The sequence below is a fragment of the Ectobacillus polymachus genome (genome assembly GCF_048159605.1).
GTDB lineage: Bacteria > Bacillota > Bacilli > Bacillales > Bacillaceae_G > Ectobacillus > Ectobacillus polymachus.
In genome coordinates, this window is sequence record NZ_JBLREB010000001.1 from 1,922,487 (window position 1) to 1,940,625 (window position 18,139).

Annotated in this window: 17 protein-coding genes and 2 other annotated features; all 17 genes read right to left on the bottom strand. The window is 37.6% G+C overall.

Going from position 1 to position 18,139, the window contains the following annotated elements; translation table 11 throughout:
- Nucleotides 1-38 precede the first annotated feature (38 nt).
- A complete protein-coding gene (locus ACM5BR_RS09880) occupies nucleotides 39-1,118 on the bottom strand; it encodes a M42 family metallopeptidase (protein WP_416827667.1) in 1,080 nt (359 codons plus the stop codon).
- A 78-nt stretch (nucleotides 1,119-1,196) separates the two neighbouring features.
- Nucleotides 1,197-1,688 (bottom strand): dUTP diphosphatase, encoded by a 492-nt coding sequence (locus ACM5BR_RS09885; RefSeq protein ID WP_416827668.1) that lies wholly within the window; start codon nucleotides 1,686-1,688, stop codon nucleotides 1,197-1,199.
- A gap of 394 nt (nucleotides 1,689-2,082) precedes the next feature.
- Entirely contained in the window at nucleotides 2,083-2,442 is a 360-nt protein-coding gene (rplT, locus tag ACM5BR_RS09890; RefSeq protein ID WP_416827669.1) for a 50S ribosomal protein L20, read from the bottom strand.
- Between the two features lie 38 nt (nucleotides 2,443-2,480).
- On the bottom strand, nucleotides 2,481-2,678 hold the full coding sequence (gene rpmI, locus ACM5BR_RS09895; RefSeq protein ID WP_416827670.1) for a 50S ribosomal protein L35: 198 nt from the start codon (nucleotides 2,676-2,678) through the stop codon (nucleotides 2,481-2,483).
- A 21-nt stretch (nucleotides 2,679-2,699) separates the two neighbouring features.
- Nucleotides 2,700-3,218: a translation initiation factor IF-3 gene (gene infC / locus ACM5BR_RS09900; RefSeq protein ID WP_416827886.1), complete on the bottom strand. Its 519-nt coding sequence runs from the start codon at nucleotides 3,216-3,218 to the stop codon at nucleotides 2,700-2,702.
- A 50-nt stretch (nucleotides 3,219-3,268) separates the two neighbouring features.
- Nucleotides 3,269-3,394, bottom strand: a sequence feature (ribosomal protein L20 leader region).
- Nucleotides 3,395-3,524: 130 nt separating this feature from the next.
- On the bottom strand, nucleotides 3,525-4,475 hold the full coding sequence (gene manA / locus ACM5BR_RS09905) for a mannose-6-phosphate isomerase, class I (RefSeq protein ID WP_416827671.1): 951 nt from the start codon (nucleotides 4,473-4,475) through the stop codon (nucleotides 3,525-3,527).
- Nucleotides 4,476-4,762: 287 nt separating this feature from the next.
- Nucleotides 4,763-6,694 (bottom strand): threonine--tRNA ligase, encoded by a 1,932-nt coding sequence (gene thrS / locus ACM5BR_RS09910; RefSeq protein ID WP_416827672.1) that lies wholly within the window; start codon nucleotides 6,692-6,694, stop codon nucleotides 4,763-4,765.
- A gap of 44 nt (nucleotides 6,695-6,738) precedes the next feature.
- Nucleotides 6,739-6,960 (bottom strand) — a binding site (T-box leader).
- Between the two features lie 66 nt (nucleotides 6,961-7,026).
- Nucleotides 7,027-7,863 (bottom strand): putative sporulation protein YtxC, encoded by an 837-nt coding sequence (ytxC, locus tag ACM5BR_RS09915; RefSeq protein ID WP_416827673.1) that lies wholly within the window; start codon nucleotides 7,861-7,863, stop codon nucleotides 7,027-7,029.
- A 115-nt stretch (nucleotides 7,864-7,978) separates the two neighbouring features.
- The gene (gene dnaI, locus ACM5BR_RS09920) at nucleotides 7,979-8,914 is read right to left on the bottom strand and encodes a primosomal protein DnaI (protein ID WP_416827674.1); all 936 of its coding nucleotides are present in this window, start codon (nucleotides 8,912-8,914) and stop codon (nucleotides 7,979-7,981) included.
- Nucleotides 8,915-8,951: 37 nt separating this feature from the next.
- Entirely contained in the window at nucleotides 8,952-10,370 is a 1,419-nt protein-coding gene (locus tag ACM5BR_RS09925; RefSeq protein ID WP_416827675.1) for a replication initiation and membrane attachment family protein, read from the bottom strand.
- Between the two features lie 66 nt (nucleotides 10,371-10,436).
- Nucleotides 10,437-10,898 carry a transcriptional regulator NrdR gene (nrdR, locus tag ACM5BR_RS09930; protein ID WP_416827676.1) on the bottom strand — a complete coding sequence of 154 codons (462 nt, stop codon included), beginning with the start codon at nucleotides 10,896-10,898 and terminating at the stop codon, nucleotides 10,437-10,439.
- Between the two features lie 57 nt (nucleotides 10,899-10,955).
- On the bottom strand, nucleotides 10,956-11,354 hold the full coding sequence (locus tag ACM5BR_RS09935) for a cytosolic protein (protein ID WP_416827677.1): 399 nt from the start codon (nucleotides 11,352-11,354) through the stop codon (nucleotides 10,956-10,958).
- A 403-nt stretch (nucleotides 11,355-11,757) separates the two neighbouring features.
- Nucleotides 11,758-12,786, bottom strand: a complete 1,029-nt coding sequence (locus ACM5BR_RS09940; protein ID WP_416827678.1) for a glyceraldehyde-3-phosphate dehydrogenase — start codon at nucleotides 12,784-12,786, stop codon at nucleotides 11,758-11,760.
- 109 nt (nucleotides 12,787-12,895) lie between these two features.
- Nucleotides 12,896-13,498 (bottom strand): dephospho-CoA kinase, encoded by a 603-nt coding sequence (gene coaE / locus ACM5BR_RS09945; protein ID WP_416827679.1) that lies wholly within the window; start codon nucleotides 13,496-13,498, stop codon nucleotides 12,896-12,898.
- 173 nt (nucleotides 13,499-13,671) lie between these two features.
- Nucleotides 13,672-14,307 carry a sporulation membrane protein YtaF gene (ytaF, locus tag ACM5BR_RS09950; protein ID WP_416827680.1) on the bottom strand — a complete coding sequence of 212 codons (636 nt, stop codon included), beginning with the start codon at nucleotides 14,305-14,307 and terminating at the stop codon, nucleotides 13,672-13,674.
- A 60-nt stretch (nucleotides 14,308-14,367) separates the two neighbouring features.
- Nucleotides 14,368-15,204 carry a DNA-formamidopyrimidine glycosylase gene (gene mutM, locus ACM5BR_RS09955; protein ID WP_416827681.1) on the bottom strand — a complete coding sequence of 279 codons (837 nt, stop codon included), beginning with the start codon at nucleotides 15,202-15,204 and terminating at the stop codon, nucleotides 14,368-14,370.
- Between the two features lie 12 nt (nucleotides 15,205-15,216).
- A complete protein-coding gene (gene polA, locus ACM5BR_RS09960) occupies nucleotides 15,217-17,850 on the bottom strand; it encodes a DNA polymerase I (protein ID WP_416827682.1) in 2,634 nt (877 codons plus the stop codon).
- Nucleotides 17,851-18,139: the final 289 nt, after the last annotated feature.

Sequence of the window (18,139 nt, forward strand, 5' to 3'; positions counted from 1 at the left end):
AAAAAAGAGCGAAGCAACCTTCGCTCTTTTTTCATCCATTAATCAAATGTAAGATCATTTACTTTTTTACGATCTAGTCGTTTAATAACTTCTACAAGTAATTTCACTGTATTTTCAAAATCATCACGATGGAGCATAGCCGCATGAGAATGAATATAACGAGTTGCAATCGTGATGGCTAGAGCAGGAACTCCTTGTAATGATACGTGTATAGATCCTGCGTCTGTTCCACCGCCTGGTACGTAATCATATTGATAAGGGATACCCTGAGCTTCGGCAACATCTACTACAAAATCGCGTAATCCTTTATGAGCTACAATGGATGCATCATATAAAATAATTTGCGGTCCGTTCCCCATTTTGCTTAATGCCTCTTTATCCGTGATTCCTGGCGTATCTCCTGCAATCCCAACATCAACTGCAAATCCGATATCAGGCTGGACGAAATGAGTCGCTGTTTTTGCGCCGCGAAGACCTACTTCCTCTTGAACCGTTCCAACACCGTATAAAACGTTAGGATGCTCCTGTTTATGTAGTCTCTTCAATACTTCAATAGCAATAGCGCAGCCAATGCGATTATCCCATGCTTTTGCCAGCAGCATTTTTTCATTTTTCATCACTTGAAATTCAAAGTAAGGAACCACTTGATCACCAGGACAAACGCCCCATTCTAGTGCCTCTTCTTTGCTTGTTGCACCAATATCAATAAACATGTCCTTGATTTCTACAGGTTTTTTCCGAGCTTCCGGTGATAATATATGAGGTGGCTTCGAACCGATAATCCCTGTAATATCGCCCTTGTTCGTAACGATCGTAACACGTTGGGCTAACATAACCTGGGACCACCAGCCACCAACTGGTTGAAAGCGAAGAAAGCCTTTATCATCTATTTTTGTAATCATAAAGCCTACTTCGTCTAAATGCCCTGCAACCATAATGCTCGGTCCGTTTGCATCGCCAACCTGTTTTGCCACTATGCTTCCTAAATTATCATACGAAATTTCATCGGCGTAAGGGGCGATATATCTTTGCATTACTTCGCGAGGCTCACGCTCATTCCCAGCGATTCCCTTCGCATCTGTTAAATCCTTCAGCATCTTTAACATTTCATCCTGCATGCCTTATCCCTCCTATTATCTTATTTATTATACATTTAGGAGAAGGAATATTCAAAAAACGGCAGGTGACAATTTAGATTAATAGCCGTTCTCTTGACGTTTGTGATTTTTCTCGTTTTTAGCTAAATAGGCTGTTTCCATGTCTTCTTGTGAAAAATCTAACGCTTCGCCTAATAAAATAAAGCTTGTAAACAATTCGATATAGTTTGTAATAGACGGTTGTTCGTGGAAGGTAATAACCTTCGTATATACGTCTAAAAATAATTCCACAGCTGATTGATTGGATTGCGTACATTTATAAAATAGAAAGTTTTTATCTACACCTAAATCAATTCCAATTGACAAAATAAAGTGTAGTCCATCCACATATTCTTCTAGTACAATACTTCTTTCAGAAGCAGGTTTGTTGCTCCAGTATTTAAAGCAGCGAGTTTCATTGGCAAGCTCACCAACTTCAACGAGAAGTGCTAATGTTTTTTCCTCTAGTAAGTGTTTTCCCTCTAATTTATGCTCAGAAACAATTCGATCATCTAATTCCTTTTGTAGCTTAAACAGTTGCAATAAGTCCACGATTGTATTCCTCCTCAAGTATTCATGTATATTATAACAGCGTCCCATCTTCTGTGACGATATTTTTTCCGTTACATTTTTTACAAAAAATCAATGTTTAGGTTGCTGCAAGTATAGATATTACAAATGTAAGTATACCCACACACGGTTCGATACACTAATAAAAAGTATTTATATTTACATATTTAGTCAAGAAATAAATGCGAATAAAATGGTAGGGAATAGGCAATTCGTTTGATGAAGAAAAAATAATATCTCTTGGTAGTCCCACATAAGTGCAATAAAAAGATATTTTTAGTATGAGGAGATAATTGAATGAAAGGTCTAAGTGATAGGGTTCTTTTCATCCTTTCTTATTAAAAAAAGCCTCAGGTCCATGCCTGAGGCTTTCTACTTATTTTGCTAAGTTATTTTTTGCAACAGTTGCTAATTCAGCAAATGCATTTGCATCAGCAATAGCAAGATCAGCAAGCATTTTACGGTTTACTTCGATACCAGCAACCTTAAGTCCGTGCATTAAACGGCTGTAAGAAAGACCGTTGATACGAGCTGCTGCATTAATACGAGTAATCCAAAGCTTACGGAAGTCACGTTTCTTTTGACGACGGTCACGGAATGCATACATTAAAGATTTCATAACCTGTTGGTTAGCAACTTTGTATAATGTATGTTTAGATCCGTAGAAACCTTTCGCTAATTTTAATACTCTTTTACGACGTTTACGAGTAACTGTACCGCCTTTAACTCTTGGCATATTGTTTCCCTCCTAGATATCTTGTCCGTTCTTAAATATTACAAAGTGTCAAGCATTTGGTGGATACGTTTAAAGTCCCCAGCACTTACTAAAGATGATTTACGAAGATGACGTTTTGCTTTTGTTACTTTGTTAGCAAATAAATGGCTTCTATATGCATGAGAACGTTTAAGTTTACCAGTTGCAGTTTTTTTGAAACGCTTCGCTGAACCGCGATGAGTTTTTTGTTTCGGCATGAAGATTTCCTCCTCTAATCATTACTTTTCAATTTTAGATGCTAAAATTAAGAACATGCTTCGGCCATCCATTTTCGGTGCAGATTCAACTGTACCTACTTCTTTGCAAAGCTCTGAGAAACGATCTAGTACACGCTGTCCAATTTCTTTATGCGTAATCGCACGACCTTTGAAACGGATAGACGCTTTTACTTTATCGCCATTTTCAAGAAACTTAATGGCATTACGAAGCTTTGTATTAAAATCATGTTCGTCAATGGTTGGGCTCAAACGAACTTCTTTGATGCTAATGATTTTTTGATTCTTTCGCATTTCTTTCTCTTTCTTTTGTTGCTCAAAGCGATACTTACCAAAATCCATAATGCGGCATACCGGTGGTTTCGCAGTTGGTGCAACCATGACAAGATCCAGATTTACGTTCGCAGCCAATTCTAATGCCTCTTGACGAGATTTAATTCCGAGTTGATCTCCATTTGCTCCGATGAGACGCACCTCACGAGCTCGAATAAGCTCGTTAACCATAATGTCCTTGCTAATAATAAGCCACCTCCAAAGTGTTATAAAAATACTTCCTGCGGCAAGACCCGATCACAATAAAAAAAGTGTGGGTACGTACACCCACACTGTAACTATTTCAAATCGTCACATTTTATCGTCAACCTGTTAACTGCAAATAGCGTCATACAGGTGAGAAGCGGGCGCTCCTACTTTCCACAAGTTCGTATTCAATTTTCCTTCGAAATTGTACCATAGTAAATGACATTTTGTCAACAAACAATACGATCAATTGACACAAAAACTATTGTAACAGACAACTATAAAGTACGCAACTATTTCCTAAATATTTTATACATGAGCAACGATTAGATCCATGTTGCCCTCTACTATAAATTCTCCAAATTGATTAGGCAATATAAAATGATCTCCTTTTCGAAGTGGATACTGTTTATCATCTTTACCTAACATCCCATCCCCTGTAAGTACACTGACAAGAAGAAATGGCTCGTCCTGATAACAATCCGTTTTTCCCCTTACTTCCCACTTAGAAACGGTAAAAAATGCACTTTTAACAAATGTAGTTTTTGTGATACCTTCTTTTCTTTCCGTTTGATAAGTAGTCTGTCTACAATCTTCAAATGGGACTGTTATTACATCCATAGCTTTTTGTAAATGAAGCTCTCGTTTTTTTCCATTTTCCATTCGGTCATAATCATAAACGCGATAAGTAGTATCGGAGTTTTGCTGTGTTTCTAAAATCAATGTACCTTTTCCTAGCGCATGTACCGTTCCACTTGGAACATAAAAGAAATCTCCTGGCTTAATGGGAACCTTACGTAAAAAAGCATCCCACTGACCTGTTGTAATCATATTCTGCAATTCTTCCTTTGACTTCGCATTGTGCCCATAGATCAGTTCAGCACCTTCTTCGCAATCAATAACATACCAGCATTCTTCTTTTCCAAATTCTCCATTTTCATTCGTTTTTGCATATTCATCATTAGGATGTACTTGTATGGAAAGATTCTGATTTGCATCCAAGATTTTAGTTAAAAGCGGAAATTTTTCACCTTGTATATTTCCGAATAATGAACGATCTTCTTCCCACAATTGCTGTAAGGACATTCCTTTATACTTCCCGTTTGCAATTCTACTCAATCCATTTGGATGAGCAGAAATAGCCCAGCATTCACCTGTTTTAGAAGAAGGAATATCATAATGGAATACATCATGTAAGGCAGTTCCTCCCCAAATTCTTTCTTGAAAACATGGAATTAAAAATAATGGTTCATTACTCATATTTGCTCACTCTTTCATAAAATATTCTTGGTGTACATTTGCTCATGTATTCACATGTGCTTAATTATAACACATACCTTTAAATAAAAATAAGCGGAGGTTCACACTCCGCTTATGTACTTATATCTCACTTAGTAATTCATATACCGCTTCTTCATTTTCGGCTTTCTCAAGGGCAATACGAAACTCATCATCAACAAGCTTGCGAGAAAGAAGTTGTAAAATTGATTGTATAAATAAAACAAGCTCTTCTCCTTAGAAAGGAAAAGAGCCTGTTTTTCTACTTCTTATCTTTTTACTTCTTTCGCTATTTTCTCTACAAAAGAAGAGAATGGCATTGTTTCAGAGTTTTGTTCCCCGTATTTACGGACATTTACAGCATTTTCTCCTACTTCATTATCCCCAACTACAAGCATGTACGGAATTTTTTGCATTTGCGCTTCGCGAATTTTGTAGCCAATTTTTTCATCACGAGTGTCTACTTCAACGCGGACACCAGCACGCTGCAATTCATCCTGTACCTTTTTCGCATATTCTAAATGCACATTTGGCGAAACAGGAATCACTTGTACTTGTACAGGGGCAAGCCATGTTGGGAATGCTCCTTTGTATTCTTCGATTAGGAAGGCAACAAAGCGTTCCATTGTAGAAACGACACCGCGGTGAATAACGACTGGTCGATGCTGCTTGCCATCTTCGCCTACGTATGTTAAATCAAAACGTTCAGGCAATAAGAAGTCTAGTTGAACAGTCGATAACGTTTCATCCTTACCTAATGCCGTACGTACCTGAACATCAAGCTTTGGACCATAGAAGGCTGCTTCTCCTTCTGCTTCATAATAGTCAAGACCCATTTCATCCATAGCTTCCTTCAGCATACTTTGGGCTTTGTTCCACATTTCATCATCATCAAAATACTTTTCTTTATCCGCTGGGTCACGGTAAGAAAGACGGAACGAATATTCATTTAAATCAAAATCCTTATACACATCAAGAATTAAACGAATAACACGTAAAAATTCATCTTTAATTTGATCTGGACGAACGAAAATATGCGCATCATTTAAAGTCATACCGCGAACACGCTGAAGTCCAGACAAGGCTCCTGACATTTCATAACGATGCATCGTACCTAGTTCAGCAATGCGGATTGGCAATTCACGATAGCTGTGCATATCATTTTTATACACCATCATATGATGCGGACAGTTCATTGGACGGAGCACCAATTGTTCATTGTCCATATCCATTGGAGGGAACATATCATCCCGGTAGTGATCCCAGTGACCAGATGTTTTATACAAATCTACACTACCCATAATTGGCGTATAAACATGATCGTATCCAAGACTAACTTCCTTATCAACAATGTAACGTTCTACAATACGACGGATTGTTGCACCCTTTGGAAGCCAAAGCGGTAAACCTTGTCCAACCTGCTGTGAATTTGTAAATAGCTTTAATTCTTTTCCAAGCTTGCGATGGTCACGTTCTTTCGCTTCTTCTAAGAAGTGTAAATGCTGTTCAAGCTCTTCTTTTTTTGCAAAGGCAGTTCCATAGATACGTTGAAGCATTTTGTTATTGCTATCTCCGCGCCAATATGCACCTGCAACACTTAATAATTTAAAGGATTTAATTTTTCCTGTTGATGGAAGATGGATACCACGGCATAAGTCAAAGAACTCGCCTTGCTCATAAATCGAAATAGTTTCACCAACAGGCAAGTCGCGAATGAGCTCAAGCTTTAATTCATCGCCAATTTCTTCATAACGAGCAAGAGCTTCCTCTCTGCTAACTTCCTTTCGAACGATTTCTATATTTTCTTTCACGATACGTTCCATTTCTTTCTCAATTTTCGGTAAGTCCTCAACTGAGATTGCTTCCGGAATATCAATATCATAGTAAAAACCATTTTCAATTACTGGTCCAATGCCTAATTTTACATCTGGATACAAACGTTTTAGCGCTTGCGCTAATAAATGGGCAGTGGAGTGACGAAGTATTTCTACACCCTCCGCTGAATCAAGCGTAATGATGGAAATCGATCCATCCTCTTTAATCGGCGTACGTAAATCCAATAATTTTTCATTCAATTTACCGGCAACAGCCTTCTTCTTCAATCCTGGACTAATAGAAAAAGCAATATCTTCAGTAGTTATTCCTTGTGGGAACTCCTTTACAGCTCCATCTGGAAACGTAATATGTAGTACTTCAGACACTTTGATTCACTCCTTTTGTAATAAATAAAAAACACCCATCCCTAAAAAGGGACGAGTGTTGAATTCGTGGTTCCACCCTTGTTTCAAAGGAAATGCCTTCCTTTTCTCAAGAAACGATAACGGATCGCGCCGTCAGCAACTACTAAGATTCACTGCTGAGGTTCAGAGGTGGTAAGTCGCTTTTTCGTATTAGGAAGCTTACAGCCAAAAGGGCTTCCCTCTCTGGTAATCGTAAAAAGAACTCATATCCTCATCATAACCTATATAAGAAATATTATATGGTTGTTATTATAGACGTATTCTAACATAAAATCAATATGGCCATCTTCAATTTACAAATTCTCTCTTCGTTTTTCAAATTCACATAGGGAGTATAGTTTAACACGTTCTTGAAATACATTCCGAATCGTAACAATCATCGTATCATCTTCATGTGCAGTATAGATGTGAATATCCCTCGGAGCTATGGACAAAAGCGGTGCAATAACATGACGATCTACATACTCATCTTGCTGTAATCCTCTTTCATCCATATAGTTATACAATGTTTCTTGTGAAATGCGGGATCCTGTTTCATCGTAGAAGTAGACATGATCACGAAAAACAATATGTAAAGACGATAGAAGTGCCTCTCTTGCACTGACTTGCTGACGCAACATTTCAATGAATGCTTGATAGTCCTGTTCTAGCTTGTATTCGTCAATAGCAAGCTCAATCAATTGATTAATATACATCATATAAGGTCGTAATCGAAATCGGACGTAGGCTTCAAAGGAAAAAGAAAGATTATGCTGAATTGTACTTCGTAATGACGCGACAATAAACTGCTTCCTTGAAAAATCTAATCTAGAACGTGGAATATCCGTTCGTTCCCCGCAAAGAATAGAATAAGCAATATGTATGATTTCACGATGCTCCTGTGAGTCGTGATAAAAAAACGAATTCATCAAGATGGATCTCATCCATTTTACTTCCTTAACTTTCAAAATAAATTGCGTAATTTCCGGAATGAGAACTTCTCTTATGTATGTATGCCCCGCTATCTTAATGATTAGTTTACTGTGCTCTAGCAGGACGGTTGACTCTTCTTCTTTCCTTCCGCTAGCCTTTTTCAGACGCTCGTACAAATAATAAGCGTCTTGCTCATCTTCAAAACTAATTTCAATCACAATCGTCCCCTCCTTAACACTCCTATCTGTTCTTATATATATTAGATAGCGGTGCAAAACATGTTCATTAAGAAGGGGACTAGATAAAAAAAGAGAATAAGGATTCCCCTTATTCTCATGCTTGACGTCTATTCGTTCCTTTGACTTCAATTGGTTTTGCCAAATAGCGAATCCGTTCCATAATACGTGCTGCCTTCATTTCTTCTTCTTCGCCGCGCTGGGTAAACGTGAGATGATGCTCAAGCAATTTAAAATCAAAGTTTGAAGTAAAAAAAGTAGGTAGGTTTTCCATCATTCGAAATTGTAAAATGGTTCCTAGTACTTCATCTCGTGCCCAGCTTGATATTGCCTCTGCTCCTATATCATCCATCATTAACACAGATGCATGCTTCACAGCTTCAATCTTTTGATTAAGCGTATTGTCGCCAATAGATCCTTTCATTTCTCGTAGAAATTCAGGGACATGAACGAGCATAGTGGAAATATTTCGCTGTGCAAGTTCATTCGCTATCACGCCTAATATATATGATTTTCCAACACCAAATCGACCGTATAAGTACAAGCCTTTCATCTTTTTTCCTGGCTCATACTGTTCAACGAAATCTTCAGCCTCATTTACGGCTTCCATTCTTCCCTCATCGTTATAGTCTAAGGATTCTTGCTTCGCTTCAAAAATATCCCGTGGCATATATAAGCTCTGAATGAGAGATTGTTGTTTTTTTCGTTCATCATACTGTATTTTTCGGGAACATCGCTCGTATTGTAAATCAATGGACTTTCCCGTAATAATAAGCTTGGGATGATAGCCTTTTAAAATATTTTTACATTCTTCAAGGCTTGGACATTCCTTACATTGCTTGCTTTGCTGTGTAAATTCATAGAGCTTAACTAAACTTCGCTCTACTGCATGTTCAGATAGCTCTTGTTCATACGCTGCTAGAAAGGTTTGTACCTCCCTATCTGCAAGAATCTCTTTTTTCATATTATCATAGCGATTTTTAAACGATTCTGTTTGTATCGTGTTTGAGAGATTGTTCTTTATATTTTGCAAATGGTTCCCTCCAAGATATTATTCCGTTCTCGTTTTCCTACCCATTTAAACGCTTTTGCATACGTTTTCGTCTCTCTTCAATTTTCTTTCGAAGAGCTTCTGTATCAATTTCCTTTTGTTCTTCGGAATCCTGTTTTTCTATATTTTGTTTTTCTTCGGCAAGCCAATCAGGAACAAGCTCTTTTCGGACTACTTTTTGCGCGGAACGTGTTTTCTTTTTTTGTTCTTTTGCCCCTTGTGCCCATTCACGATATTGACGTTGCTCTTGTATCGCAAGCGACATAGCGTCTCGTACCGTAGATATATGTTTTCTAGCCCAATGTGCAGCGATTTTTTCCACATAGCTTTTTTGTATTTTCATATCCATACGAAGCATGACGTAGTAGATCAGAACATTAATAACTCCAGGCGATAAGTTTTGATTGATCATAATATCTTCAATGATGCGCAAATCTGAGGCTGCTGGTAAAGCCCCGCCGGATAGCTCGGTAAGCAATTCCTTCGGAGATACTTCCTCTAGTACCTTTATTAACTGATCTTGCTTCGTTTGCGGAACTTTATCCCGCATCTCCTGTAAGGCAACCGGCTGTACTCTATCGCTGAGAACAGGCAGCTCATTACTGTGCTCATATTGATACCAATCACGTGCACACTTTCGCAGTAATTCGATGTCTATTTTGTCTTGTCCAATTATTAGGGCATCCATCACAACTTTCTTCATCGTTACATGATCAAGCTGATATACGTATGCCAATTTTAAAATCGTTTCCTGTACTTCCTCCGTAATAGCACGCCTTGGAATCATCGTATTACTAATCCCCTCTAAAAAGAGCGGAAAATCAAAAAAATCATTGAAAACCTGTGGTGAACCACTTGAAGCTCTGCCGATTGCCGGTTCCATATCGATTTGTTCTATCTCAGATTTATATTGCGTAAGTTGAGTTGGGGTAAACGATTGAAATATATCGTTGAAAGACTTGGTAATATCACTGTACTCGTGCTGATCCATTTCAGATTGAAAAAAATACTTTTTTGCCCAATTGTACTTTGTAATACCGAGACGATTATATAAAAAAATGTTCAGTACAATATCATCAAAAAATTGCTTAGGGGTAAGTGGAGCCTGCAATTCATATAAAAATGTACGCTCGTCACTCGTTTTTTTCATCAATACCTTCAAAAGCCCGATACCTTCTAATTTCATTCGTTCCTTGTGAATATCAGGTAAACTCATATGCATATTTAACATAAGCGAATGATGGGTTTGTTCCTGTAAAGGATCGAAATCTTGTTCAAGCTCTCCCCATAGTGTCATATACAGGCTAAACGCTTTGCTACCTATTAGAGGCTGATATAGCATGGTTAGAATCTTCCGATCATAGCTATGCAGCAGCCCTGATGTGTAGACTCGATATCGGTCAACTGGGAGCAAATCCATCCATGATTGTCTTTCCATGCCTGCAATTCCTTTCTACATGTATAATCCATCTGTTCCTGCCTTAAGCGGACATGATTGTTCCTATTATTTTCGTTCTTTGTGTAAAATATCTTTTAATTCGTCAATAAACACATTTAAGTCTTTAAACTGTCGGTACACAGATGCAAAACGGACGTATGAAACTTCATCAATATCTCGTAGTGCTTCCATAACCATTTCTCCAATTATTTCACTTTTCACTTCTGCTGAGCCTGCATTGCGGAGTTCACGTTCTACGGATTGCGTCACTTCTTCTAATTGCTTTAAAGAAACAGGACGCTTTTCACAGGCTTTAATTAATCCGCGTAAAATCTTTTCTTTGCTAAATTCTTCACGTGTACCTTCTTTTTTCACTACAATTAATGGAGTTTCCTCCACCTTTTCAAATGTAGTAAATCGATACAGACATTTCTCACACTCACGTCGTCTTCGAATCGAACGCCCCTCGTCAACAGGACGAGAATCCAATACTCTCGTGCCATTGTGAAAACAAGCTGGACAACGCATCCTCACCACTCCTATTATCATATATTCGCAAATATAATAGAAAAACAAAAACAAGTACTACAGTTGTGAAGCTAATCCCGTACCGATACAAGTAAGCTGCTTATCCAAACGTTCATACAATTCAATAATGTAACGTTGACTTTGGCCGAACAAGGAGAATGATGATTCCATTGAGACCATAAAATCAATTGCAGTTACATATGGCTGAACTGTTACAATGGTTGCTACAAGACTTGCCTTTTTCGGAGAAAGGATTGTCGCACTAATTTCCCCATGCTCACTTGAGATGAACGTAACCTCACATCCATCTGTATGACGTAACAGCTCCTCTACTACCTTCATAGCTTGCTGTTTATTCGTTTTATAATAACGACTGCGTAATTGTTCATTACTATGCATTTCTGTTGTTTCTGCAATTGTGCTTAGCATTGGTTTTACTTTACTAATAAAGCTCATGTAAAACTCCCCCTGTAGTACAATCCTAAACCATAAATGGAATTAGTTCGTATACATTTATATCGTTACCTGGCATAATCATAGCGAATACAGTGCTGCTTTTGCTCAGTGAAAGTATAATCGTAACCTGTTTCATGCTTTCTTATCGTAAAAAAATAAAAAGAGGTGTATAATACACCTCTTTTTATTTTAAAGCAATACTCTTATTTTTTAAAGAGCTTTTACTTCACGTTGTTTTATTTCAAAGTTTCCAGTTCAATCATTTTTTTCTATAGATCATACGATTTTCATTCTAAATACACCAAAATAGACCGCTGCAAAAATGACGGATATCCCAACATTTTTGTAGCGGTCTACTTATTTGAAAAGACATGTAACAAGAGTCTTTATCATTCTATATGTTTCAAATATGTTGAACGTTTTGCATTACTTCAAGTTTACCTGCAACAATTCCTACTAAGTCTACAACGCGGCGTGAGTAGCCCCATTCATTATCGTACCAAGCTAAAACCTTTACTTTACGGTCACCCATTACAATTGTAGATAAACCATCAATGATGGATGAATGTGTATTTGTATTAAAATCTACAGATACAAGTGGTTCATCACAATAAGAAACAATCCCCTTTAAAGAGCCTTGTGACGCTTTAATAAATGCTTGATTCACTTGTTCTACTGTTACATCTTGATTCAAATCAACAACAAGATCTATTAGCGATACGTTTGGAGTCGGTACTCGAAGTGCCATTCCGTGTAATCTTCCTTTTAAATGCGGCAGAACCTTAGCCAATGCTTTTGCAGCACCTGTTGTTGTTGGAATAATAGACTGTGCACAAGCACGAGCTCTTCGCAAATCTTTGTGTGGATTGTCGATATTTTTTTGGTCATTTGTATATGAATGAATCGTTGTCATTAAGCCATTATCAATACCAAATTCTTTGTCAAGTACCTTAACAACCGGTGCTAGGCAATTTGTCGTACATGAGGCATTGGAAATGACATCATGTTTTGATAGATCAAGAGTATCTTCATTAACCCCTACAACGATTGTTACGTCTTCTTCTTTACCTGGTGCTGTTAAAACTACTTTTTTCGCTCCTGCTTCTAAATGAAGGGCTGCTTTTTCCCTAGCATTGAATTTACCGGTAGCTTCGATTACGATATCAACGCCTAGATCCTTCCATGGAAGTTCTTGTGGATTACGGTTGTTTAGAAGTTGAATGATTTTCCCGTCTACTACTAAGTGATCAGCAAGCGCTTCCACGGAACCGTCGAATCGACCATGAATCGTATCATATTTAATTAGATGTGCTAATGTTTCTGATGGATAGCTCGCATTGATCGCTACGATTTCGAATGCGCTTTCTTTAATGGCTTGACGAAATACCATTCTCCCAATTCGACCAAAACCGTTAATTGCCACACGAATCATTTATGTTATCCCCCTTGATTGAGTTATACTATTTACCCTTATTATCACTAATAGTATAGCACAAAATAGAGATAAAGCACTAAACATTTTCATTAAAAATAAAAAAATATCATTTTATAATACTCCATTGCTTTAATACTCGTAATAATTGTAACGTAGTCTCTTCTAATGTGCCATTATTATTAAGCATTGCGTCTGCAAGCTTTATTTTATCAACAAGAGGCATTTGAGATGCAATTCGCGCATCTGCTTCATCTTTCGTAAAACCATTTCGCTCCATGAGACGCTTTATTTGTGTCTTTTGATCCACATAGACAAGAAGTGTCTTTTGAACGATATAGGTAAGCTTACTTTCAAATAATAGCGGGATATCTAACACAACTGCAGCTTCGCCATTTCGAATATATTCCTCTTTCCTAGCATTCATTTCTGCACGTACTGCAGGATGCACAATTCCATTTAGAATAGCTCTTTTTTGTTCATCCTGAAAAATAATATCTCCTAATTTCTTTCGATTAATGGAACCATCCTCATACAATATGGCCTGTCCAAACGTTTTAACAATTTGATCATATGCGGGCTTTCCTTGTTCAACAACCTCTCTTGCAATAGCATCCGCATCAATTACCGGTATGTTCAGCTTGCGAAACATACTTGATACGGTACTCTTCCCACTTGCTATTCCTCCTGTCAATCCAATAATGATCGTCATAATCCTGCTCTCCTTCTATGTAAAAAGATTCTTCATTTCTATTTTCAAAACATGTTCCCTCAAGAAAACTTTTCCAATTTATATGTTACCTTACAGAGAAAATCGTGTAAACGCAAAAAAAGAGACCATTCCTTTAGAGAAATGATCCATTCCATCTATGAAACTTATTGTACTTACATTTTCCATATACCAATCATAATTAACAATACTCCTGGTAAAAACGTAAGCTGTTGTATCCACGTTGATTTTTGAAAACATTCCCCTAATTTCATACCAAAAAATAAAAAACTTCCGCTCATACATGCAACAAGTAAAGCCATCATCCAGGATGAATATCCTAACAGTGAGGCACCTATCCCTGCTCCAAACGAATCAATCGAAAGGGCAAGACCAAGTAATAGTGCCTCAATTGCAGAAATGGCACCTGACCGATCAAAATCTGCAACTGTCGGTTTTCTCAATATTTGTATGACGATACCAAGCAAAAGGATTTCAATATTCCATAGTGTTTTCTCATTCGGCTCCTGTTCTTCCTTGTGATCAGGACTGAAAAATTGATATAGCACCCATGAACCAATTCCAACAAGCACTAAACCTCCTATTTGCCGAGCAAGGATCGGGGAAAACATATGGATTAAAAAATCTCCAACCGCCATGCTTACAAACATAATAATGGCTGAACATAATGAAATAACAATAATGGATTTGAAAGGAATCATAACCTTTCTAAGCCCGTATGTTAATCCAACACTACAACTATCTAAGCTAAGCGTGAATGCTAAAAGAAATAGGGAGAAATAGCTCTGCATCGTTAGGCTCCTTTCCATATACATCATTTGTGTATGTATATGAAGAATACCTATCCGATGTTATTCTTTTTCCTTCTGCTGACAAACTGGGCAATAATGGGTGCCTCGTCCACTTACAACAGTTTTCATAATAGTTGCGTTGCAAGCACTACATGCTTCTCCTGCACGACCGTACACAAGTAAATGTTGTTGAAAGGTTCCCCTTTTCCCTTGTGAGTTTACATAGGTACGAATCGTACTGCCACCCTTTTCGACTGCTTCTGTAAGTGTGTTTACAATTTCATGGTGCAAAGTATTAATTTCTTCTATTAAAAGCGATGCTGCCGTACGTTCAGGATGAATCCGAGAGCGAAAAAGCACCTCATCAACATAAATATTCCCTAATCCTACTAAAACATGTTGATCAAGCAAAACAGATTTTATGTTACGATTCGATTTTTGTACCATTTCTCGCAAGTATGGAACCGTTAATTGTTCTGATAATGGCTCTGGACCTAATTGTACAAGAGGAAGATTATTTTCTTCTTCCCCCTTCTGAAAGAGATGCATCGTTCCAAATTTACGAACATCCTGATAGCGTAATTCTGTACCGTCAGTAAAACAAAACCTCACATGAGTATGTTTATCTGGAGCTTCAGTAGCTGCTTTTAATCTATATTTTCCTTCCATGCGAAGGTGCGACACAAGCGTATAATGAGTTGTATAGAGAAGAAGAAATTTACCTCTTCTCCCAATCCGTTCAATTATTTCCTCCCGTAGCATGTCGCAAAATATCTCTACATCATCCGGTTTTTTTATTAATTTTGGGTAGGTCACAATTACATTCTCTATCTTTTTTCCAATAACAAGCTGCTGCAATGTATTTTTAACTGATTCAACCTCTGGTAATTCTGGCATCGTTACACTTCCTTATTTTGCATCGTACCACGTAGAGCCGTAAGCATAGTCTACCTTTAATGGGACTTGTAATTCAACTGCATGCTCCATTACTTCCGGTACTATTGTTTTCAAAATCTCAATCTCCTCTTTAGGAGCTTCAAATATTAGTTCATCGTGTACTTGAAGAAGCAATCTAGCACGAATCTGTTCCTTCTGTAGACGTTCATACATTTCAATCATTGCCTTTTTAATAATATCAGCGGCACTTCCTTGGATTGGTGTATTCATTGCAGTACGTTCAGCAAAGCTTCGCAAGTTAAAATTCCGGCTTGTAATTTCTGGAATATATCGACGGCGCTGTAAGAGCGTTGTGACATACCCTTGTTGCTTCGCCTCCTGAACAATTCGATCCATATATTCTTTCACGCCTGGAAAGCTGTCAAAATACTTTTGTATAAAGGCCGCCGCATCTTTACGGGTTATATTTAAATTTTGTGAAAGCCCATAATCGCTAATACCATATACGATACCGAAGTTAACGGCTTTCGCTTGTCGTCTCATATTAGAAGTGACTTGGTCTTCAGGTACACCAAATACATCCATTGCTGTTTTCGTATGAATATCCATATTATGATGAAATGCTTCAATAAGACCTTTGTCACCCGCAATATGTGCAAGTACACGTAATTCGATTTGTGAGTAATCCGCCGAAAACATCATCCATCCTTCTTCAGAAGGTACGAATGCTTGACGAATTTTGCGTCCTTCTTCTAAGCGAATTGGTATATTTTGCAGGTTAGGATCAGTGGAGCTTAACCGTCCTGTTTGTGTAAGCACTTGGTTAAAACGAGTATGAATTTTTGACGTATCTTTATATACTACCTTTAACAAACCTTCAATATACGTGCTATATAACTTTCCAATTTGGCGATATTGTAATATTTTCTCGATAATTTCATGATGGTGCTTAAGCTTTTCTAATACATCAGCGGATGTAGAATAGCCTGTTTTTGTCTTCTTCATTACAGGGAGATTGAGTTTGTCAAAGAGAATCACCCCAAGCTGTTTAGGAGAATTGATATTAAACTCTCCCCCGGCTAGGCTATGAATATCCAGTTCCATTTGCTTAAGCTGCTTAGACAACTCTTCTCCCATATTTTGCAAACGACTACTATCAACCTTTACACCCGTGTATTCCATATCAGCAAGTACATAAGTAAGTGGAAGCTCTAGACTTGTCAATAAATCATATTGATTGTTTTTTTGAAGTTCATCTACAAATAATTGTTTCACTTCATGCAGTACGTGAGCTTTTCGTGCTACATGATCGGCGACAATACTACTATCTGGAACACTTCGTTTTGCTCCTTTTCCATATACTTCTTCATCAGAATATACAGCATGCGATCCTTTCATTTTCGCTACCGTGCGAAAGTCTTTATCTGTCTCTGCTGGGTCTAGTAAATATGCTGCGATAAGTAAATCAAAGTCTATACCTTTTAGCTCTACTCCCATCCACTTTAACGCTACAATGGCACGCTTCGCATCGAATGTGAATTTTGTCATGCTTTCATCAGCTAACCATTCACAAAATTCATTTGACTGTAAAGCAATCTCGGTAGGAATAAAATAGCATCCTGCCATATTTTGAATACCAAATCCTTGAATAGCAGCACGATGATAGTTATCTTCCTGTACTTCCACAAGCAATGCACTATCATTTTTCAATATGTCACCATTGATTTCTTCTACCATTTTAAATGTAATGCTATCAAGCTGCTCTGCTTCGCCCTGTTCGACCTTAACATCTAATTTATCAAGTAAAGAATTAAAACCTAGATTTTTAAACACAGGAACTACATCTTCTCCTTGAAATCCCTCATAGTCAAGATCTTCTATAGTAATAGCAATAGGTGACTCCTGATTAATTGTAGCTAGTTGCTTACTCATAATCGCTTGGTCCTTATGAAGCTCTAGCTTTTCCTTTAATTTCTTTCCACTAACTTGATCTAATTTATCGTATACATTCTCAACCGTTTCAAACTCTTTAAGAAGCTTAATTGCCGTTTTTTCACCAACACCCGGTACACCAGGAATATTATCCGATGTATCCCCCATTAATCCCTTCATATCAATAATTTGCTTTGGTGTTAAACTATATTTATCAAATAAAGCATCTGGTGTAAATTCATCTACTTCAGTAATCCCTTTTCGGGTAATGGCTACCGTTGTTTGCGGTGAAACCAATTGCAATAAATCGCGATCCCCTGTAATGATTTTTACTTCTGCCCCTTGCTGACTTGCTTCTCGTGCAACCGTTCCAATAATATCATCTGCTTCATAATTTTCGAGCTCGTAACGTTTTACATGAAATGAATCTAGTACCTCGCGTATAAAGGGAAACTGTTCAGATAGCTCCGGCGGTGTCTTTTGGCGCCCACCTTTATATTCACGAAACGTTTGATGACGAAATGTTGTTTTTCCAGCATCAAAAGCAACGAGCATATGTGTTGGTTTTTCTTCCTGTATGATCTTCATTAACATCATGGTAAATCCGTATATGGCATTCGTATGTATTCCATTATCATTATTTAACAGCGGAAGCGCAAAAAACGCACGATAAGCTAAGCTGTTACCATCCAGTAAGACAACCTTTTTATTCACTTGGTTGTACCTCCTTATTTATTCTATAAAAAGGCTCTGTTACATTCGCTTGTTTGATTTCCGCTCCAATCAACATCGTGGCAAAATCAACAACAAGCTCTAACATAGCCTATAAAAAAAAACCGTTATGTTCACTCTCTATAATAGCATGACCTTAGTAGAGAGTGAACATAACGGTTTTCGCGGAAATCTATAGTAATTATGCATGTACGTTCAAAAAAAGGGAAGGGACGAGAATACCTACGTATATTCTCGTCCGAAACTACTCCTTGGATGAAGGGGTTTTCAA